Genomic DNA, 19,773 nt, shown 5'->3' on the forward strand with positions numbered 1-19,773 from the left:
TTACAGCGTGTAGATGTATTCTACGATCTTGTTGATCTCGTCATCACTCAGGATGACGTGGCGTCCGAATGGAGGCATCATGCTGTATTTAATTTCCTGCTCCGGCTTGCCCCAGATCTTGTCGTGCAGTTTCTGCTTGTCCGGGTAGCGCAGCTTCATGGCGATCAATGCCGGGCCGATATTGCCAGGCAGGCTGCCGCCCTTGATCATGTGGCAGGCCAGGCAGTTGCCCTTGGAGCGCTTGAACGCAAGTTTCTTGCCTTCAGCAATGACCTTGGCATCGGCAGTGCCTGCAGCCGAACTGATTGCAGGGGCTGACAGCATGGTGGCAGCCACAGCGGTTGCGGCCAGAGCGTGGATCAGTTTGTTTTTCATTCTCTCCTCCTGAAAGAGTCTTGCGACAGAGCCTTATTTTTGTCAGCAATAAGACTTAAGCATGAGCAAGTCTTTTGCCCTTGGAGCATAAGGTTACTCAACCCCTCGGCAAGTGCAAGCCTTTTTAGGTGGCTTGTCATAGCAATATTTAATGAGCTGATTAAGAATTGCTTGGGTTGACCTATCAATCAATGAGTTGCATGATGCAGTCACGGAGCGTCCAGACTGTTTGCCACCCTTTTTCATAGGTTGGTCTGTTGGCCGGATGCATTGTTAGGCAGGCTTGCCTGAATGGATTTAAGCTCGCTGCGCCCTTCGGCGGAGAGGTTTTTCGGCTCAATTTGCTTGATAAGATAGCGGGCTTTGTCGGTATTTCCACACAACAGCGCGCTCTGTGCAAGCGCCAGCAGGCTGGCATCGTCTCGATGTTGGCTTTTGTGGAGACGTGCCCAGAGCTGGAAGGCCAGACTGCGCAGGGCCGACGGTGCAAGCCTGTCAACATGGCGCAGATGCCTTTCACTGTCCTTGTAGCGGCCCTGGTCAAAAGCAAGCTGTGCGGCAATCAGCCGTAATGCGGCATTGTTGGGAAAGTGGGTTTCCATTTTTCTCCGTATAACCTTCGCCGTATCCTGGGGGGTGTGTCGATTGGCCCATTTCATCAGAATCCCCATCACCAGCCAGTCGTGCTGTGCCCTTTTTTGCAGGGTTTCCCGACAGGCTTGGGATAAATCGGCGTCCTGCAGAGCGCGTGCGAGACAGCGGTCGGTGCGATGCATGTTAGGGATGAGCAGGGTTTTGAGTTCCTGCAGAGGGGGCAGTATAGGGTGAACGTTGTGAAGATTTGCACTGAAGCGGGTTGCGCGGTTTTCAGCCGCAGCGATTCGGTGCGGTGTGACAGGATGTGTGCGCAGCACTTCAGGCACCTGGCTGGGGTCATTGAGACTTCGTTGCTGCAGGGTCTGAAAAAAGTGAGCCATGGCAGTGGGATCAAAGCCACTTTCAGCCAGCAGTTGAATCCCCACGGCATCAGCTTCGGTTTCATGGTGACGACTGAACTTCAGTTGTTGCTCAAGATGGAAGGCATTGCCTGCATAAAAGGTGGCCATGCCGGCCTGCGGATCCAGTTGTCCCACCAGCAGGGCCGCGAGCATTGTGGCAAAGGCGGTCAGATTGTCCTTGTCGGCATTGGCAAAGCGCCTTAACAGATGGTGTTGGCTGACATGGCCGATTTCGTGGGCGATGACGGCAGCTACTTCATCTGTGGTGTTGGCTGCAAGCAGCAGTCCACGGTTGATGCCGATAATGCCGCCGGGGCCGGCAAAGGCATTGATGGCGTCACTGGCGATTGGCAGCACCTGGATGTGGGCCCGTAAAAGCGGGGCGTGCAGAGCTAGACGCTGCCCCAGGCGATCGAGCCACAGGATAACCAACGGATCTTCAATGACGCTTTTTCGGGTGTACAGGCTGCTTAGAAAGGCGTTGCGGAATGTTTCTTCGGTCTGTTGGTCAATGGCAGCCTGCTGGTTGCTTCCCAGTTCCGGTAGTTGAATGCTGGCACTCTGCGCTGGCGCCCAGCTCGACATGAGCCAGAAAAGGAGCGGGGCGCCAACCAGCTTGGAAACAAATATGTGCTTAGAACTCAAAGTGGGGTTTGGGTTCGCAGTGGATGAGTGGCGGAATTTCCGTTTCGAACAGGCTTTCGTATTCGAAGTTTTCCTCTTCTACGCGCGTAATGAGCCAGGTTTCCATTAGGGGAGATTCTCCGGTGGTGCAGATCAGCCTGCCCCCCAGATTGAGCTTGCGCAGATGCCCCTGAGGCACTTCGGCGCAGCTGCCGGTCAGAATAATGACGTCATATTGTTGTCCGTCGTTCCAGTCGCACGCTGCATCGCCCACTTCAAATTTGATGGAATCAAAGTCGCTTAATTTTGCCCGGGCCTGTTCTGCGAGGTCAGCAAAATATTCCACCGTGGTCACGTCTCGAGACAGCTTGGCCAACAATGCTGTCATGAAGCCGGAACCGGTGCCTACTTCGAGCACACGCTCGTTTTCATCGATGTCGACAGCCTGCAGCATACGCGCTTCCACCTTCGGGGGCAGCATGACCTGACCATGAGGCAGTGGTACTTCCAGGTCCATGTAGGCGAGATGCTGATGCTCGGGCGGGACAAACAGATGACGGGGGATGTCCATGAACAGCTGCAGCACCTTGGGGTCAAGCACATCCCAGGGGCGAATCTGCTGTTCGACCATATTGAAGCGTGCGGTATCGAAATTCATGGCAGCCCTTTGGTTGAATGCTAAATTCACACAATTATAGCAACCTTTGCGCGTCCTGAAGCAATACGTAGCTGGGGCGACTGTTATAATCGATCATGCGGGATACCCACGCATGCGCCTGTTCGAAGTCTCGGATGTTCGTCCTTCCCATGTTGCGGTTCAGGATTGAAGTCGACGCACGGGGAGAGGCAAATGGCGTATTCTTCAGGTATTCCTGGATCGCTCGGGGTGCTGGCGGTTGCAGCCGGCTGAGAGCATACCCGTTGAACCTGATGCCGATAATGCGGCCGCAGGAAAGCGAGATGCGCGGGCTACACGCACATCTTGCGCTCAAATGAACGAGAAAGGAGAACACCATGAGCGCACTGCTGGAAAAACTGGAACAACAGAAACAGGCCTATGTGGAGCCCTTTCCCAGCTCCCGCAAGATCTACGTGGACGGCAGCATGCCGGGTGTCCGTGTCGGCATGCGCGAGATCGAGCTCAGCGATACACCGTTGTCGGATGGCACCTTTGAACCCAACCCGCCGCTCACCGTCTATGACACCTCCGGGCCCTATACGGACCCCGAGGCAGAAATCGATTTCAATCGTGGCCTGAAGCCGTTGCGTGAAAGCTGGATCGAGGCAAGGGGCGATACGGAAAAACTGGCGGACTTCAGCTCCGAGTATCACCACGTGCGCCTGCAGGACAGGAAGCTGGAGAAGATTCGTTTTCCCAATCTGCGCACGCCACGCCGTGCCAGGGCGGGCAAGTGTGTCACCCAGTTGCACTATGCGCGTCAGGGCATCATTACCCCCGAGATGGAGTATATCGCCATTCGCGAGAACTGCCGCCTGCAGGAAATGAAGGAAATGGGTCACCTGGTGCAGCAGCATCCGGGACAGGCGCCCTTTGATATTCCGGAAGAGATTACTCCCGAGTTTGTGCGTCAGGAAGTGGCCGCAGGTCGGGCTGTCATTCCGGCCAATATCAACCATCCCGAAATCGAGCCGATGATTATTGGTCGTGCGTTCCGCACCAAGGTTAACGCCAATATCGGCAATTCGGCTACCACCTCATCCATCGAGGAAGAGGTGGAAAAGATGATTTGGGCCACCCGCTGGGGCGCGGACACCGTGATGGATCTGTCCACCGGCAAGAACATTCATGAAACCCGCGAGTGGATTATTCGCAATTCCCCGGTGCCGATCGGGACAGTCCCCATCTACCAGGCATTGGAAAAGGTTAACGGTATTGCCGAAAACCTGACCTGGGAAATTTTCCGCGACACGCTGATCGAGCAGGCTGAGCAGGGTGTGGATTACTTCACCATTCATGCAGGCGTGCTGCTGCGCTATATCCCGTTGACGGCCAACCGTCTGACCGGGATCGTGTCCCGTGGTGGCTCCATCATGGCCAAGTGGTGCCTGCATCACCACAAGGAGAACTTCCTCTATACCCACTTCGAGGAAATCTGCGAGATCATGAAGGCCTATGATGTGACCTTCTCACTGGGGGACGGTCTGCGCCCGGGCTCCATCTATGATGCCAATGACGAGGCACAGTTCGCCGAATTGCGCACGCTGGGCGAGCTCACCAAAATCGCCTGGAAGCATGATGTGCAGGTGATGATCGAAGGGCCGGGTCACGTGCCCATGCAGATGATCAAGGAAAACATGGATGAAGAGGTGGAAAAGTGTCATGAGGCGCCGTTCTACACCCTGGGGCCGTTGACCACGGATGTGGCACCAGGATATGACCATATTACTTCTGCCATCGGGGCAGCGCAGATCGGCTGGTATGGTACGGCCATGCTCTGCTATGTCACGCCCAAAGAGCATCTGGGTCTGCCCAACCGGGAGGATGTAAAGGAAGGCCTGATCGCCTACAAGATCGCTGCCCATGCGGCAGATCTGGCCAAGGGCTTCCCGGGCGCACAGATTCGTGACAATGCCATGTCCAAGGCGCGCTTCGAATTCCGCTGGTACGACCAGTTCAATATCGGCTTCGATCCGGACAGGGCGCGTGAGTATCACGATGAAACCCTGCCGCGGGAATCCGCCAAGGTGGCACACTTCTGCTCCATGTGTGGACCCAAATTCTGCTCCATGAAGATCACGCAGGATATTCGCGATTATGCGGCCGAGCAGGGCTTCAAGGACCTGGGTGTTGCCGTTGAGGTGGGTATGCAGCAGCAGGCTGAAACCTTCCGTGAGCAGGGCGGCGAAATCTATCTGAAGAAATAGACACGCAGGTGTGTTTATTGCCACAGGCCCGGGTGTCGAGCCCGGGCCTTTTGTTTTTTTGGGCTAAAATAGCGCGATTCATCAAGTTTGGAGAGGTTGGAGCCATGCCTGTCATTACTCTGCCTGACGGCAGCAAGCGCGAATACGATCATCCGGTTAGCGCACTGGATGTGGCAAAGGATATTGGTCCTGGGTTGGCCAAGGCCACTGTGGCGGCGCGAGTGGGTGGTGAGCTGAAAGACGCCACCGACCTGATCGACCATGATGCCACGCTGGAGATTGTGACGCTCAAGGATCCGGATGGTGTACACATCATGCGCCATTCCTGTGCCCACCTGCTGGGACACGCCATCAAGCAGCTTTACCCAGAGGTGAAGATGGCCATCGGGCCGGTGATCGAGAACGGTTTTTACTACGACGTTGATGCGCCGTTCAGTCTTACTCCCGACGATCTGCAGAAGATCGAGCAGCGCATGAAAGAGCTGGCGAAAACCGACTACCCGGTCATCAAGAAAATGACCCCGCGGGACGAGGCGATCCGCATTTTCAAGGAGCGGGGTGAAGACTACAAGCTGGAGCTCATCGAGGATATGCCCGACGAAAAAGAGTTCGGGCTGTACTATCACGAGGAATATGTGGACATGTGCCGCGGCCCGCATGTGCCGCGCATGGGTTTCTGCAAGCACTTCAAATTGACCTCTCTGGCAGGGGCCTACTGGCGCGGTGACAGCAACAACAAGATGCTGCAGCGCATTTACGGTGTGGCGTTCCCCACAAAAGAGGAGCTTAAAGCGCACCTGCAGATGCTGGAAGAGGCGGAGCGCCGCGACCACCGCAAGCTGGGCAAGCAACTGGACCTGTTCCATGTGGAAGACATTGCCCCAGGCATGGCGTTCTGGCACCCCAAGGGAACGGTGCTGTTCAATACGGTCGAGGACTACATGCGTCAGCAGCTGCGAGAGAACGGCTATGAAGAGATTCGTACGCCGCTGATCATGGACCGCAGTCTGTGGGAAAAGTCCGGCCACTGGGACAAGTTCAAGGACAACATGTTCACCACTCATACGGAAAACCGGGATTATGCGGTCAAGCCGATGAACTGTCCGGGCCATATTCAGGTATACAAGCGCAAGCTGCACTCGTACCGGGATCTGCCGGTGCGTTTGGCGGAATTCGGGCTGGTGCACCGCAACGAGCCCTCCGGCACATTGCACGGTCTGATGCGTGTGCGCAGCTTCACGCAGGACGACGCCCATATCTTTTGCACCGAGGATCAGATCAAGGATGAAGTGCAGGCCTGTATCGACCTGGTCTATCGCACCTATGCCGATTTTGGTTTTGAGAATATTGAGGTGAAGTTGTCCACGCGCCCCGAGCAGCGCGTTGGCTCAGATGAAGTCTGGGACAAGGCCGAGGCGGCGCTGGAGCAGTGCCTCAAGGATGCCAATCTGGAGTATGAACTGCAGCCGGGCGAAGGTGCCTTCTACGGCCCGAAAATCGAGTTCTCCTTGCGCGACTGTATCGGGCGCGTGTGGCAGTGCGGCACCATTCAGCTGGATTTTTCCATGCCGCAGGCCGACCGTCTGGATGCTACCTATATCGGTCCGGATAACGAGAAAAAGCACCCGGTCATGATTCACCGCGCCATTCTGGGCTCGCTGGAGCGCTTCGTCGGCATTCTGATAGAGCATTATGAAGGCAAGTTCCCCACATGGCTGGCACCGGTGCAGGCTGTGGTGGCAACGATTGCGCCTGCGCATGATGAATATGCACGCGAAGTCGCGAATCAACTCGTAAAACAAGGCTTTAGGGTTGAAACAGACTTGCGCAACGAGAAGATTGGCCTTAAAATTCGCGAACACACGTTGCAGCGTGTGCCCTACCTGCTGGTCGTGGGGGATCAGGAGGTGGAAAATGGAACTGTCAATGTTCGTGCTCGCGAGGGCAAGACGCTGGGTTCCATGCCGCTGCAGCAACTGGTGAGCATGCTCAATGAGGATGTCGCCAGGCTGGGACGGGTTGTTCCAGCCGAAGAAAACGCCTGAGCTTGCTTGAAAGCCCGCCTGTGCGGGTTTTTTGCTTGCTTGGGGTAACCTGTTGAATAACTGGAGGAATGTGCCATCGCTGTTAGAAGAGGACGTGGTCGCCAACCACAAAGGGAAGAAGTCCGCAAGGAAAGAATCAACGACGAGATTACCGCGCCCGAGGTGCGGCTGATCGATCAGGATGGCGAGCAGAAGGGGGTTGTCCCCACGTCTGAAGCCTTGAAAATGGCAGAAGAGGCAGGCCTTGACTTGGTGGAGATTGCGCCCCAGGCCGAGCCGCCGGTCTGCCGGATCATGGATTACGGCAAGTTCATTTACCAGAAGCAGAAAAAACAGCAGGAAGCCCGCAAGAAAGCCAAGCAGGTTCAGGTCAAGGAAGTCAAATTCCGCCCGGGAACTGAGGAAGGGGACTATCAGGTAAAACTTCGCAACCTGAAACGTTTCCTGGAAAAGGGCGATCGGGTCAAGGTCACCATCTGGTTCCGTGGCCGCGAGCTGGCTCACAAGGAGCTGGGTCTGAAAATGCTCGAACGCGTTCAGCAGGACGTGGAGGAGTTGGGCACAGTGGACCAAATGCCGAAGATGGAAGGTCGGCAGATGCACATGATGGTGGTCCCGAAAAAGTAGGAAAAGCGGCTTGACCGTGATTCTGGCGCCGCGAACGCGGTGACTGGAGCAGCTGTCCTCAGTGCTGCAACAGAAAAGGCGCTGCCAAGTTGGCAGCAAAGTACCAAAGTCACGCATGATGAATTCATGCGTTCAATGCGGAGTGTCGAAAGATGCCTAAGATCAAAACCAATCGAGGCGCTGCCAAGCGTTTCAAGAAGACTGCAAGCGGGCGTTTCAAGCGCAAGCAATCCCACCTGCGTCACATCTTGACCAAGAAGTCGTCCAAGCGTAAGCGTCATCTGCGCAAGATGACCCTGGTGCACAAGCACGACGAGGGTCTGGTCAAGAAAATGTTGCCATACGCATAAGGAGGGATTGAAATGGCTCGAGTTAAAAGAGGCGTGATCGCACGTCGTCGTCACAAGAAGGTTCTCAAGCAGGCCAAGGGCTATTATGGCGCGCGCCGCAAGGTGTTTCGTGTTGCCCGTCAGGCGGTTTTCAAGGCAGGCCAGTATGCCTATCGTGACCGTCGTCAGCGCAAGCGTCAGTTCCGTCGTCTGTGGATTGCGCGTATCAACGCTGAAGCACGTAATAACGGTTTGAACTACAGCCGCTTTATCAACGGCCTGGCCAAGGCTGGCATTGCGCTGGACCGCAAGGTTCTGGCCGATATGGCAGTCAACGACAAGCCAGCATTTGCTGCGATGGTGGCAAAAGCCAAGGAAGCACTGGCTGCAGCCTGAACAACCATTGTCGTTGAAATGAAAAAGGGGCCTTGCGCCCCTTTTTTATTGCCAAAATCCTTTTAAAATCAATCTGTTGCGTTCACTGAGCGTTTTGTTTTGTTATAATATTCAAATTCGATTTCGCGACGGCACGCTGTGCCTGCTTCAACAGACGAGGACACGTCCATGCAAGAACGATTGCAAGCGCTGGTGGAAGAAGCCCGCGAGGCGCTTGAAAAGGTAGAAGCGCTGGCGGATCTGGATACCCTGCGCGTTCGCTTTCTGGGCAAGAAAGGCGCCTTTACAGCGTTGATGAAGGGGCTTGGGCAAATGAGTCCCGAGGAGCGCCCGAAGGCCGGCCAGATCATCAATGAGGCCAAGCAGACGGTTCAGGCACTGCTCAATGAAAAGAGGGCCGCCTTGGAAGCTGCGCTGCTGGAGAAGAGGCTGGCAGCAGAAGCCGTTGACATCACCCTGCCGGGTCGGGATGTGGATATTGGCGGGGTGCATCCGGTCACCCGCACGCTTGAGCGGATCGAGCGCCTGTTCGCGCAGGCGGGTTTTACCGTGGCACAGGGGCCAGAAATTGAGGATGACTGGCACAACTTTGAAGCGCTGAATATTCCGGAAACCCATCCGGCGCGCGCCATGCACGACACCTTTTACATCAACGAAAAGGAAGTACTGCGCACGCATACTTCTGGGGTGCAGATCCGCGTCATGGAGCAGGGCGAGCCGCCCATTCGCATCATTGCACCAGGACGGGTTTACCGTTGTGATTCCGATCAGACGCACACGCCCATGTTCCACCAGGTAGAAGGGCTGGTGGTGGAAAAGAACGCCAATTTCGCCCAGTTGAAAACGCTGATCATCGACTTTCTGCGCCGCTTTTTCGAAGACGACAACCTGAAGGTGCGTTTTCGCCCTTCCTACTTTCCTTTCACCGAGCCGTCGGCCGAAGTGGACATCGCCACGGATCTGTTTGGAGACGGTCGCTGGATGGAGGTGCTTGGCTGCGGCATGGTGCACCCCAATGTTCTGCGCAATGTGGGCATAGATCCCGAGACTTATCAGGGGTTCGCATTTGGTCTGGGCGTGGAGCGCCTGACCATGCTGCGCTACGGCGTTAACGACCTGCGTCTCTTTTTCGAAAACGACCTGCGCTTCCTGCAGCAGTTCAAGTAAACGGATTCTGCCATGAAAGTATCAAAGCATTGGATCGAGGCGTGGACGCGCCCGCAGTGGTCTGCCGAAGAGATGAGCGAAGCGCTGAGCCTGGCCGGCCTGGAGGTGGACGAGGTTGCGTTGGCCGCTCCGCCGTTCAGTGGGGTGGTGGTCGGTCAGGTACTCTCCGTTGAGAAGCATCCGGATGCAGACAAGCTGAATGTCACCCAGGTGGATGTGGGTGAGGAGGCGCCACTGCAGATCGTGTGTGGTGCACGCAACGTGCGCCCCGGCATGAAGGCGCCCTGCGCCAAGGTTGGTGCGGTGTTGCCGGGTGGTTTCAAGATCAAGAAGGCCAAGCTGCGTGGTGTGCCCTCCTTCGGTATGCTCTGTTCTGCCAGTGAACTGGGACTGGCGGAACAAGCCGACGGTCTGATGGAGCTGCCGGCGGACGCCCCTATCGGGGAGGATTTGCGCGCCTATCTGGATCTGGACGATCCGGTGATCGATATCGATCTCACCCCCAACCGCGGTGATTGCCTCAGTCATGAAGGTATCGCCCGCGAAGTGTCTGCACTGGCAGAAACACCCTTTGAACAGCCTTATACGATCAAGCCGGTTGATGCCGCTTTTGAAAGCGCCATTGATGTCGTGGTGGAGGCGCCCGAAGCGTGCCCGCGCTATCTGGGTGTAGAGGTGCGGGGTTTCAAAAACGGCATGGAAACGCCCCTGTGGCTGCAGGAACGCCTGCGCCGCTGTGGAGTGCGCTCCATTTCGCTGGTGGTGGACATCACCAATTATGTGCTGCTGGAGCTGGGTCAGCCCATGCACGCCTTTGATGCGGATACGTTGCAGGGCAAAATCGTGGTGCGCATGGCCAAGGAAGGCGAGCAGCTGACCACGCTCGATGGCAAACAGCTGACGCTGAAGCCGAACACACTGGTGATCGCGGATGCATCCGGCCCCATTGCGCTGGCGGGTATCATGGGCGGTGAGGCGACTGCTGTCAGCGAGAAGACACAGCGCATTTTCTTTGAGGCGGCACACTTTACTCCCACGGCCATCGCCGGGCGTGCCCGCCAGTATGGCCTGCATACGGACTCTTCACACCGCTTTGAGCGCGGCGTGGACCCCGAGTTGCCGGAAAAGGCGCTTTGGCGTGCCGTGGACCTGCTGTTGGAGCTGGCCGGTGGTGAAGTAAGCCAGGTCGTGCGCAGAGAAAGCGCAGAACATCTGCCTGCACCGACTATGATTCGCCTCCATCAGGAAAAGATCGAGCGCGTAATCGGCATGGTTTTCCCTGCCGCGCTGGTGGAGTCCCTGCTCAAGCGTCTGCATTTCGAGGTCAAGGCAGTCGAGCCGGGTGTCTGGGATGTGACCGCCCCCAGCTGGCGTTTTGACATGGCCATTGAAGAAGATTTGATCGAAGAGTTGGCCCGCCTGTACGGTTATAACCGATTGCCCGAATCCGCCGTGCATGCCCCCATGCAACTGGGACAGCTGCCGGAAACGCAGCTGGATGAAGATCGCCTGCGTACTGCACTGGTGGAACGCGGCTATCACGAGGTGATCACCTACAGTTTTATCGACCGTGACAGCGCCGAGCGCTTCGCGCTTGAGCGGCAGCTGGTATCGCTGGCCAACCCCTTGTCTGAAGACCTGTCCACCATGCGGCCTTCGTTGCTGCCAGGGCTGCTCAAGGCGCTGGCCTATAACCAGAAGCGTCAGCAGCTGCGGGTGCGCGTGTTTGAGCTGGGGCGCGTGTTTGCGCGTGATGGCGAGGGCTATGCACAGCAGCACCGTATTGGCGGCGCCATTTACGGCAGCCGCAAGCCGTTGCACTGGGATACGCCGGTAGAGATCGTTGACTTTTTCGATATCAAGGGCGATGTGGAGGCCCTGTTGGCCGCAGCGGATCTGGATGTGGTTTTTGAGCCGACAAGTCATCCGGCGTTGCATCCGGGGCAAAGCGCACAGGTGGTGCATGACGGCACGGTGATTGGCTGGTTGGGTCAGCTGCATCCGCAACTCTACAAGGCAAACAAGATCGCCCAGCCGGTGTTTGTGTTCGAGCTGGCACTTGAACCTTTGCTGCAGGCGCGTTTGCCCCAGGCGCAGCCTGTGTCACGCTTCCCGGAAGTACTGCGAGATCTGGCGTTTGTGGTGAATGCGGATGTGCCAGTGGCTCGTCTGGATGCAGCAATTGCTACCCACGCGCCGGCCATTCTCAAACAGTGGCAGTGGTTTGACCTGTATGAAGGAGACAACCTGCCGGCCGGCAAGAAGAGTCTGGCGGTGAAGCTGCGCTTCAGCGACGTGGAACGCACGCTGGAAGATGCGGATGTGGAGGCGGCCGTCAACCAGATTATTGAAAGCGTGGCCCGGGAAACCGGCGCGCAACTGCGATAGAGGATCATGAGAGTGCACAATTCAGGGACCCTCACCAAGGCCGAACTGGCCGAAACCCTTTCGGAAACGTTTGGCTTCAACAAGCGCGAGGCCAAGCTGCTGGTGGATGCCTTTTTTGAAGAGATCCGTGCCACGCTGTCGTCGGGTGAGCAGGTTAAGTTGTCCGGCTTCGGAAATTTCGAACTGCGGGACAAAAACCCCCGCCCAGGTCGCAATCCCCGCACCGGGGAGCCGGTTCCTATCGAGGCGCGCCGCGTGGTAACATTCAAGCCAGGACAGAAGCTGCGCACCCACGTGGAGAACTATGGCAAGGATTGAAGTCGAGGGCGAAGTCCTCGAAATCCCCGACAAGAAATACTTCACCATCGGTGAAGTGAGTCGGCTGTGTGATCTGAAAACCCACGTGCTGCGCTACTGGGAAAGCGTGTTTCCGCAGCTCAAGCCGGTCAAGCGCAGTGGCCGCCGTTACTACCAGCACAAGGACATTCAGCTGGTCTTGGAAATCCGCCACATGCTGCACCGGCAGGGCTTTACCATTCAGGGCGCCAAGGCGCAGCTGGCGCGCCGTCATCGTGATTTTCGCAACGACGAGTCGGTGCCCGAAGTGCTGGCACGGCTGGCAGAAGTTCGAGCGCAGCTGGCCGACTTCGATGGCTGGCTGGATACCATCGCGCGGGATTGATGAGGGCAAGTGCACGACCGCTCTGTTTCAACCCAACCCTCTGCTTTTCCTTCCTGAGAGCGCCCATATCGACTTTCACCGTGAATTGCTCTATGCAAACAGTGCAGACGCTGACGTCCTGATTCATCAGCCGCTTTAAACGCAATGGGCTGCCCTGATGGTGCGGTTGCGCAGTTTTACTGATTTACTGAACCTGGATGCTTTTGCGGTATAATGCCCGTTCACACTATGGTGGCCTGTTCGTCCCCTCGCGACGCTAGGCCGGGAACCCCGCCAGGTCCGGAAGGAAGCAACGGTACCGGCTGACGCGGGCGCCGAGGTTCCGGCGGGCAGCGCCACCACCCCTTCACCTTCCGCTACAATGTCCCCATCAATGCAATACGGGATTTTTCCATGACTTCCACAGTGCTGGCGCGCAAATGGCGGCCCAAGCGTTTTTCCGAACTGGTGGGGCAGACCCACGTCGTTGAGGCCCTGACGCACGCGCTTTCGCAGCAGCGTCTGCACCATGCCTATCTGTTTGCCGGCACGCGGGGTGTGGGCAAGACCACCCTCGGGCGTATTTTTGCCAAGGCATTGAACTGTGAACAGGGTATTACCGCGGAACCCTGCGGGGAATGTGCGGCCTGTCGCGCCATTGATGAAGGGCGTTTCGTCGATCTGATCGAAATCGATGCGGCGTCGCGCACCAAGGTGGAGGACACGCGCGAGATTCTCGACAATGTGCAGTACGCCCCCAGTGAAGGGCGCTTCAAGATCTACCTCATTGATGAGGTGCACATGCTCTCCAACAGCAGCTTCAACGCGTTGCTGAAGACGCTGGAAGAGCCGCCGGAGCATGTGAAGTTCATTCTCGCCACCACCGATCCGCACAAGCTGCCGGTAACAGTCCTGTCGCGCTGCCTCAAGTTCAATCTGCTGCGCATTCAGCCGACAGAGATCGAGGCTCATCTGCGCCGCATCGTGGAAGCGGAAAGGGTGGAGGCCGAGGAGGGGGCCCTGCGGCTCATCGCCTATCACGCCGATGGCTCGGTGCGGGATGCATTGAGTCTATTGGATCAGGCCATTGCACAGGGCGGCGGACAGGTGAGCGAGACGATTGTTCGCACCATGCTGGGGCTGACCGACGAAAGCACGCTACGCGCATTGCTCGATGCCCTGGCAGAGGATTCGGCACAGGGGCTGGCTGAACAGTTCGATCAACTGGCACAGCGTGGCGTGGATCATGCCCAGGTGCTGGAAGCCTTGCTGCGCGCCCTGCACCAGATCGCACTGGTGCAGCAGCTGGGGCGTACGCCTGTGGACACCCCCGATACGTTGGGGCAGGATTATGCAGAGCGTATGACGCCGGAGCAGGTGCAGATGTTCTACGAAATCGGTCTGCTGGGGCAGAAAACACTCGGTGCGGCACCGGATGCCCGCACCGCTTTTGAAATGACGCTGCTGCGCATGCTGGCCTTCGAGCCACTGACACGCCCTGAGCAGGTGCAGGAACAGCCCAGGGGCGCCGAAAGACGTGTTGCGCAGCCAAGCGAAAAAAATGAAGCTGTAAAAAAGTCGGGGACCCCCCTCGAAACACAGCCTGCTGCGGTCCCTGATGCCGAAGCGGAAGGGTTGGATACGGCACCGCTAGTGCAGCACGATGCGCCCGGTGGAGAAGCCGCCCTGTCCGGTGCAGACAAGCAGAGCCAGTTTGCCAGCCTGAAAGCACGCCTGGCACAGGGCAGGGGAACGCCGCCGGGAAAGCCTGAGCCGCCTGTGGCGGCCGCTCCCAACTCGCCGTCCACCACCCAAGAGATTCCGGTTGCGCCTGTTAATGAACAGGCGGGGTTGTCCCAGCCGGACGCGGCTACTGTAGCATCTGAGGAGGCGGCGTCAGCTGCGGATCAGCCCGTACAAGTGGCATCTGCCGTCGCATCAGAGCAGGCAGGCGATGAATATCAGTGGCTGACCGCCGAGCAGTGGCGTGAAGTGGTGACGCCGCTTGGGCTGCAGGGGCTGGTGCGAGAGCTGGCATGGCAGTGCGTTGTCGCGCAAAGCGGCGAACAACTGCAGCTGGCGGTACGGTCGGATCAGGCGCACCTGCAGGCGCAGAAGGGGGAGGAACTGCTGCAGCGACTGCATGAGGTGGGAATGGTCGCCCAATTTACGAATCGTCCGCCCCCGGCCGACCTGCAAACCCTGGCCGAAGCGGATGCTGCGGCACGGGCTGAGAGGCAGGCTGCAGCTCGAGAGGCCTTTTTGCAGGATCCCAATGTGCAGCGCATTCAGCAGCTGTTTGACGCGCGAGTGATCGAATCGTCCATAGAACCCATAGAGTAAGGAGTGCCCATGTTTGGTGGAAAAAGCGGTATTGCGGGGCTGATGAAACAGGCCCAGGAAGTGCAGAAGAAAATGCAGGAAGCGCAGGACGCCATCGCCAGGATGGAAGTGACCGGCGAGGCAGGCGGCGGGCTGATCAAGGTCACCATGACCGGCAAGCATGAGCTGGTCAAGGTTGAGATCGACGACAGCCTCATGGACGACAAGGAGATGCTGGAAGACCTGATCGTGGCTGGCGTCAACAGCGCAGTGCGCAAGGTGGAAGAGGAAACCCAGCAGCGCATGGCGGAGGTGACTGGCGGCCTGAACCTGCCCGGCGGCATGAACTTTCCATTCTGAGCATGCAGACACCGCTTCTCGCCGAACTTATCGATGCCCTGCGTGTATTGCCGGGGGTGGGGCAGAAGACTGCGCAGCGCATGGCGTTTCATCTACTGCAGCATGATCGGCAGGATGGCCTGGTGCTGGCTGAAACCCTGCAGCGTGCCCTGCGTGGTATTCGCCACTGTACCCGCTGCCGCAATTTCGCCGAAGAGACATTGTGCCCCATCTGCGCCTCTTCCAAGCGGGATGCATCGCAGATCTGTGTGGTGGAAACGCCTGCGGATGTAGACGCCATCGAAAGTGCCGGCGTCTATCAGGGGCAGTATTTTGTGCTCATGGGGCATCTTTCGCCCATCGATGGCATTGGTCCCGATGAATTGGGGCTGGATGCGCTGGCAAAACGGCTGGCTGAAGGCGATGTTTCGGAACTGATTCTTGCGCTCAACCCTTCCGTGGAAGGCGAGGCGACTGCCTGGTATATCCAGAACATGGCGCGGGAACATGGTGTGAAGGTATCTCGTTTGGCGCAGGGTGTGCCATTCGGAGCAGAGTTGGAATATCTGGACCAGCAGACGCTGGCCCAGGCGTTTCAGGCGCGTCAGCAGGCGTGAGCGATCTTGGCAGCTTCTGCCTCCAAGGTAGAGGTAGAAGGGGTGTACTTGCTTTGCAATACGGGAAAGGCATATTCTTTCCCCGGTTGTGTTGCGTCTGTCTGTACCGAGGCAGCATTCTCTTCCTCTTCGCCCCTGTTGTCCTCCAGAGAAGACACCGGCTCGATAGTTGCTGTTGGCATTTTGATCAGCTGCTCTGCATACTGTTGCATTTTGTCGATCAGATAATCGATCGTATCGTTGGATACTTGTGCGCTTACCAGCTCCTGCAGCATATTGATCCATTTCTGATGGACTTGGCGCGTCTCTTCGATGTAGAGGCGTAACTGCTCTTTTTTGAGTGCAACGGTGTACAGGCGGTTGAGGCTATGGATGTCCTGCACAATGGTGTCGAGCACTTCCAGTAGCATGGCCTGCTCATACTGGTGGCGTGCATTGAGATCATTCAGGCAGGCTTTGAGCTTGAGGCCTTGGGTTGTTTGCATGTTCATGGTGTGTTCCCTCGTGTGTTGGCGACAAAGTCACTCAGGGATAAACATCAGCTGTGCCTGTTTTAAAAATCCCTTTTGTTTCATGAAGATATGAGTGTTGACAGGAATTTGACACGTCCAGACTTCTGGGAGACAGTCCCGTTGTCAGAAATGACGGAGGCGGAATGGGAAGCCCTGTGTGATGGCTGCGGGCTGTGCTGTCTGGTCAAGCTGGAAGACGAAGACACGGGTGAGGTGGATTACACGCGGGTTATCTGCTCTCTGTCGGATCCCGAAACGGCGCAGTGCAGTGATTATCCGAATCGGCATCGCAATGTGCCCGAGTGTGTACCGCTGACGCTGGAGCGGATCGGGCAGTTTCACTGGCTGCCGCCCACCTGTGCATACCGATTGCTTTACGAGGGCAAGCCGCTGCCGGACTGGCATCCGCTTATCAGTGGCGATCCGCTGTCACCGCAGAAAAGTGGCTATGGGGTAACCAACTATGCGCCCGTTCCGCTGCGTCGCGAGATTGATCTGGAAGATTTTATTATCCAGCTCAGGGATGCGACGAAATAGGGCTTTGCAGAGGGTGGCGCTTGCCCATTGCATGAAAACCCGCTGGGGATTCCAGTTTGAGCTGGCCTTACCGCTGTCGCGAGAGGCCTTAATGCTGATCGTCCATCAGTCGAGATGTAGCGGTGGGGCCTTGTAGCGATAGGGTTGATTCAATTTAGAGGTTTCCTGTTTCAGTTTTTCTACCGTCTCCTGCAGGGCTTCCTGCTGATCCCGCAGCTGATTGACCTGTTCGGTGAGGGTTTCGATCGCCTGTTTAAGCTCTTGCAGGTCTGTATTCTTGTCAGCAGAGGGGGCGCCTCCACTCAGAGTCTTTTGCTGTCGCAATTTCCACAGCGCTGAGCGAATAATGCGCAGCTGCTTGTCCTGCTCAAGCAGCAGCTTGCGCAGCTCGGCAAGATCCTTGCTGGCCGGTGCGGCCTGAGGCGCGGGGGTAATGTGGCTGCGTTGCTGCTGCTTCAAAAGGGCAGTCAGTTCCTGTTCTAGGGTGTCCAGTCGGGCAAGAATGGCGTGCGTATCCACTGCATTGCCGGGGGCATGCGCCGCCTCTACAGGTTTTGCCACGTGGCCCGTGTGGGGTGTGGTATGGGTCGCTGTTGGGCGCGCCGCCGCCTTGTGATGTGCTGCCGTTACGGGATGGTGTGCGGTTTCATGGGCCGACTGTGGTGCTCCAGACGGGTGATGATCGCCTGCGTCCGGCTGAGCAGGTCCATGAACATGCTCAGGCTGCATGACGTGAGTATCAGCAGCGGTACCGCCAATGATGGTTACCGGGGTCACATGCTGTTGCAGCCCGGCCGCACTTTCCTTGATCATGCGCTGCACTTCAGCCTGCATGGACTCGATCAGCGAGGCCAGCTCGTCCACCTTGATCCCGGTTTTTTGATTGAAGAGCGTAAATTGAGTCTGCATCAGATCGAGAATATCGGCCTTGGCGCTTTCTGCTTCGTACTTGATTTGATACATCATCCAGCCGGTAACGCCCATGGCAACGGCGCCGAATATCAGTGAAACCCCCATCATGATTGCCATGTGGCGACGAGCAGCTCTTACGTCCTCAATAGCGCTGCGGCTGGCATGTCGCCATGCACCCAGCGCTTCAGACATCTCGATGATGCTTTCCTTCTCTTCCTTGGCGAGGGTCAGGCTGCGTTCGGCAGCAATCTGCGCTTCTTCCGCCGCTTCCTGCGCCAGCTGGGTGGCTTCGAGCAAGGTTTCCAGCGGCGACGTTGCAGGTGCAGTGGCCTGTGCTTGATCGGGCGCGGGTGTCGCGGCGTCGCTATCCTCGAGGGACTCCAGTTCCTGCAGCAGATCGTCGGCGGTATCCTTCATCACGGTTTCCTTTATTTCAGGGCGGCCAGCCGGGCTTTGATGGCTTCATTGCGTTCCCGCAGTTTTTGATTGCGCGCTTCCAGTTCTGTCAGTTTGTGCATCAGGGTTTCAGGGTCCATGCCGTCCAGGGCAGTGGCTGAAGGCGTAATGCCGCGCTCACGCAGCACATTAAAGGCTTGCTCGGCAGCAGCCAGTGTGCGCTCGATGCTGGACTGGGTATGCTCGGTTTCATCCTGCAGGGTTTCTGTCGCGGTCAGCGCAGCAGTGGCGGTTTCCTGTTCCAGTTCGGCGACTTCGGCAGCGAGCTCGTCAGCTTCTTGCTTGAGTTCGGCCGCCGTTTCCAGCGTGTGCAGGGCCTGCTGAGGCAGTGCTTCTGCATCAATATCGGTTGCAGGTGCCGGTGTTTCATGGGTTTCAGCAGGTACTTCTGGTTCGGCGACTGTTTCCGTTACTTCGGGTGCTGTTTCTGTGCCTTCGTCGTCTGGAATCAGAGCGTCGAGCGTGTCATTTTCACTCAAATCGGCACTCTCCCAATCGGCACTGGCGCTCTCCTCTGTTTCAGGGGAGGCGGGGAGTGTGCTTTCCATACTTTCGGAAATATCTCCATCTTCCACTCCGCCATTCTCAGAAGAATCTGCCTCAGTCTTCTCATGCAAGGCTGCGTCTTCGGATACGTCCGTGTTGGTATGTGCTTGAACTTCGGTCAGAGCGGCTTCGGTGTCAACGCCTGTTTCTTCTAAATCAGCCTGTTCGGTAGTGACGGCTGTATCCGCAGCCGGACTGGTGACTTCAGTCAGCCATGTGTCATCAGAGACTTCAATGCTGGTTTCGGTGTCGGTCTCGGGTGTTTCCTCCTGTTCAAGGGCATCCAGCATGGCCAGCATTTCTTCGGTGGCCTGAGCGTCTTTCTGAGGGTCGATTGTGCTGTCGTTCATGGTGCATTCTCCCGCGCTGTCGAGTTTTTGTGCAGGAAATTAAGCACTTTCCATGCCAAAAAATTCATCTGGCGGGCTTGAAAATACCATCCAGTGGCCGCTGGCAGGATGCAGAAAACCCAGTTGCCAGGCGTGCAGCATCAGCCTTGGCGCTGCATCGGGTGTCGGGTGATAGAAAGGGTCGCCAAGGATGGGGTGGCCGAGCCATTGCATGTGCACGCGCAGCTGATGCGCTCGGCCGGTATGAGGTTCGAGTCGAACCAGCGTATGGCCATCCTCTCGCAGCTGCAGGCGTTCCCAGCGCGTGAGTGCCGCGCGTCCCTGCACGCTGTCAATGATCTGACGCGGCCGGTTGGGCCAGTCGCAGCGCAGCGGCTGGTCGATAACCCCTGCAGGTTCCTCGATATGGTCCTGGCAAACGGCCAGATAGGTTTTTCCCACCACGCGCTGCTGAAACTGGCGGCTCAGGTGGCTCTGGGCTGCCTTGGTGCGCGCGAAGACCATCAGGCCAGAAGTATCCATGTCCAGGCGGTGCACGACATAAATCGCATCGAATTGCGCCTGCAGGCGGCTGGTGAGGCTGTCGTGGTTTTCCGGCGCGCGGCCCGGCACGGAGAGCAAACCGGCGGGCTTTTCTGCAACCACGATATGGGCGTCCTGATAGTAAATGTGCACCATGGAGGCTA

At 57.4% G+C, this 19,773-nt stretch carries 20 protein-coding genes, 1 other RNA gene and 1 riboswitch; of the genes, 14 read left to right on the forward strand and 7 right to left on the reverse strand.

Translation table 11 applies throughout. From position 1 onward, the window contains the following. From soxX to BUQ81_RS02330, 3 genes are all read right to left on the reverse strand, one after another. Nucleotides 1-375 (reverse strand): sulfur oxidation c-type cytochrome SoxX, encoded by a 375-nt coding sequence (soxX, locus tag BUQ81_RS02320; RefSeq protein WP_074200771.1) that lies wholly within the window; start codon nt 373-375, stop codon nt 1-3. Nucleotides 376-617: 242 nt separating this feature from the next. Next, the gene (locus BUQ81_RS02325) at nt 618-1,958 is read right to left on the reverse strand and encodes a M48 family metallopeptidase (RefSeq protein WP_074200772.1); all 1,341 of its coding nucleotides are present in this window, start codon (nt 1,956-1,958) and stop codon (nt 618-620) included. Between the two features lie 49 nt (nt 1,959-2,007). Continuing rightward, on the reverse strand, nt 2,008-2,655 hold the full coding sequence (locus BUQ81_RS02330) for a protein-L-isoaspartate O-methyltransferase family protein (protein ID WP_074200773.1): 648 nt from the start codon (nt 2,653-2,655) through the stop codon (nt 2,008-2,010). Between the two features lie 214 nt (nt 2,656-2,869). Next, nucleotides 2,870-2,968: riboswitch (TPP riboswitch) on the forward strand. Nucleotides 2,969-3,011: 43 nt separating this feature from the next. Between BUQ81_RS02330 and thiC the strand changes: the two genes are divergently transcribed. From thiC to recR, 13 genes are all read left to right on the forward strand, one after another. Next, nucleotides 3,012-4,883, forward strand: coding sequence for a phosphomethylpyrimidine synthase ThiC (gene thiC / locus BUQ81_RS02335; protein ID WP_074200774.1), 1,872 nt, complete (start codon nt 3,012-3,014; stop codon nt 4,881-4,883). 104 nt (nt 4,884-4,987) lie between these two features. Beyond that, nucleotides 4,988-6,928 (forward strand): threonine--tRNA ligase, encoded by a 1,941-nt coding sequence (gene thrS, locus BUQ81_RS02340; protein ID WP_074200775.1) that lies wholly within the window; start codon nt 4,988-4,990, stop codon nt 6,926-6,928. Nucleotides 6,929-7,003: 75 nt separating this feature from the next. Further along, nucleotides 7,004-7,555: a translation initiation factor IF-3 gene (gene infC, locus BUQ81_RS02345; RefSeq protein WP_074200776.1), complete on the forward strand. Its 552-nt coding sequence runs from the start codon at nt 7,004-7,006 to the stop codon at nt 7,553-7,555. Nucleotides 7,556-7,707: 152 nt separating this feature from the next. Next, the gene (gene rpmI / locus BUQ81_RS02350; RefSeq protein WP_074200777.1) at nt 7,708-7,905 is read left to right on the forward strand and encodes a 50S ribosomal protein L35; all 198 of its coding nucleotides are present in this window, start codon (nt 7,708-7,710) and stop codon (nt 7,903-7,905) included. Nucleotides 7,906-7,917: 12 nt separating this feature from the next. After that, nucleotides 7,918-8,280, forward strand: coding sequence for a 50S ribosomal protein L20 (gene rplT, locus BUQ81_RS02355; protein ID WP_074200778.1), 363 nt, complete (start codon nt 7,918-7,920; stop codon nt 8,278-8,280). 168 nt (nt 8,281-8,448) lie between these two features. Next, complete coding sequence (gene pheS / locus BUQ81_RS02360) at nt 8,449-9,447, forward strand: phenylalanine--tRNA ligase subunit alpha (RefSeq protein WP_074200779.1); 999 nt, start codon at nt 8,449-8,451, stop codon at nt 9,445-9,447. A gap of 12 nt (nt 9,448-9,459) precedes the next feature. Next, nucleotides 9,460-11,835: a phenylalanine--tRNA ligase subunit beta gene (pheT, locus tag BUQ81_RS02365; RefSeq protein ID WP_074200780.1), complete on the forward strand. Its 2,376-nt coding sequence runs from the start codon at nt 9,460-9,462 to the stop codon at nt 11,833-11,835. Between the two features lie 6 nt (nt 11,836-11,841). Next, nucleotides 11,842-12,153, forward strand: a complete 312-nt coding sequence (locus BUQ81_RS02370; RefSeq protein ID WP_074200781.1) for an integration host factor subunit alpha — start codon at nt 11,842-11,844, stop codon at nt 12,151-12,153. Further along, nucleotides 12,140-12,517, forward strand: a complete 378-nt coding sequence (locus BUQ81_RS02375) for a MerR family transcriptional regulator (protein WP_074200782.1) — start codon at nt 12,140-12,142, stop codon at nt 12,515-12,517. Before BUQ81_RS02370 ends, BUQ81_RS02375 begins: the two co-directional genes overlap by 14 nt. Nucleotides 12,518-12,754: 237 nt before the next feature. After that, an RNA gene (gene ffs, locus BUQ81_RS02380) (signal recognition particle sRNA small type) lies at nt 12,755-12,852 on the forward strand. 58 nt (nt 12,853-12,910) lie between these two features. Further along, nucleotides 12,911-14,839, forward strand: coding sequence for a DNA polymerase III subunit gamma/tau (gene dnaX / locus BUQ81_RS02385; protein WP_074200783.1), 1,929 nt, complete (start codon nt 12,911-12,913; stop codon nt 14,837-14,839). Between the two features lie 9 nt (nt 14,840-14,848). Continuing rightward, the gene (locus BUQ81_RS02390; protein ID WP_074200784.1) at nt 14,849-15,178 is read left to right on the forward strand and encodes a YbaB/EbfC family nucleoid-associated protein; all 330 of its coding nucleotides are present in this window, start codon (nt 14,849-14,851) and stop codon (nt 15,176-15,178) included. A 2-nt stretch (nt 15,179-15,180) separates the two neighbouring features. Next, nucleotides 15,181-15,774 (forward strand): recombination mediator RecR, encoded by a 594-nt coding sequence (gene recR, locus BUQ81_RS02395; protein WP_074200785.1) that lies wholly within the window; start codon nt 15,181-15,183, stop codon nt 15,772-15,774. On the opposite strand, the gene BUQ81_RS02400 is transcribed toward recR, so the two are convergent. Next, nucleotides 15,762-16,265 carry a hypothetical protein gene (locus tag BUQ81_RS02400; protein WP_074200786.1) on the reverse strand — a complete coding sequence of 168 codons (504 nt, stop codon included), beginning with the start codon at nt 16,263-16,265 and terminating at the stop codon, nt 15,762-15,764. The genes recR and BUQ81_RS02400 overlap by 13 nt on opposite strands. A gap of 150 nt (nt 16,266-16,415) precedes the next feature. Here BUQ81_RS02400 and BUQ81_RS02405 point away from each other — a divergent pair, with 150 nt between their 5' ends. Further along, entirely contained in the window at nt 16,416-16,823 is a 408-nt protein-coding gene (locus BUQ81_RS02405) for a YcgN family cysteine cluster protein (protein WP_234947311.1), read from the forward strand. A gap of 105 nt (nt 16,824-16,928) precedes the next feature. Here BUQ81_RS02405 and BUQ81_RS02410 read toward each other — a convergent pair whose 3' ends face one another. Genes BUQ81_RS02410 through BUQ81_RS02420 form a run of 3 tightly spaced genes read right to left on the reverse strand, consistent with a single transcriptional unit; the run spans nt 16,929 to nt 19,765 of the window. After that, the gene (locus BUQ81_RS02410) at nt 16,929-18,152 is read right to left on the reverse strand and encodes a hypothetical protein (RefSeq protein WP_074200788.1); all 1,224 of its coding nucleotides are present in this window, start codon (nt 18,150-18,152) and stop codon (nt 16,929-16,931) included. Nucleotides 18,153-18,163: 11 nt separating this feature from the next. Next, nucleotides 18,164-19,087 carry a hypothetical protein gene (locus tag BUQ81_RS02415; RefSeq protein ID WP_074200789.1) on the reverse strand — a complete coding sequence of 308 codons (924 nt, stop codon included), beginning with the start codon at nt 19,085-19,087 and terminating at the stop codon, nt 18,164-18,166. A 39-nt stretch (nt 19,088-19,126) separates the two neighbouring features. Beyond that, nucleotides 19,127-19,765: an RluA family pseudouridine synthase gene (locus BUQ81_RS02420; protein WP_074200790.1), complete on the reverse strand. Its 639-nt coding sequence runs from the start codon at nt 19,763-19,765 to the stop codon at nt 19,127-19,129. Nucleotides 19,766-19,773 lie beyond the last annotated feature (8 nt).

This window comes from Sulfurivirga caldicuralii (assembly GCF_900141795.1).
In the GTDB taxonomy this organism is placed as follows: Bacteria; Pseudomonadota; Gammaproteobacteria; order Thiomicrospirales; family Thiomicrospiraceae; genus Sulfurivirga; species Sulfurivirga caldicuralii.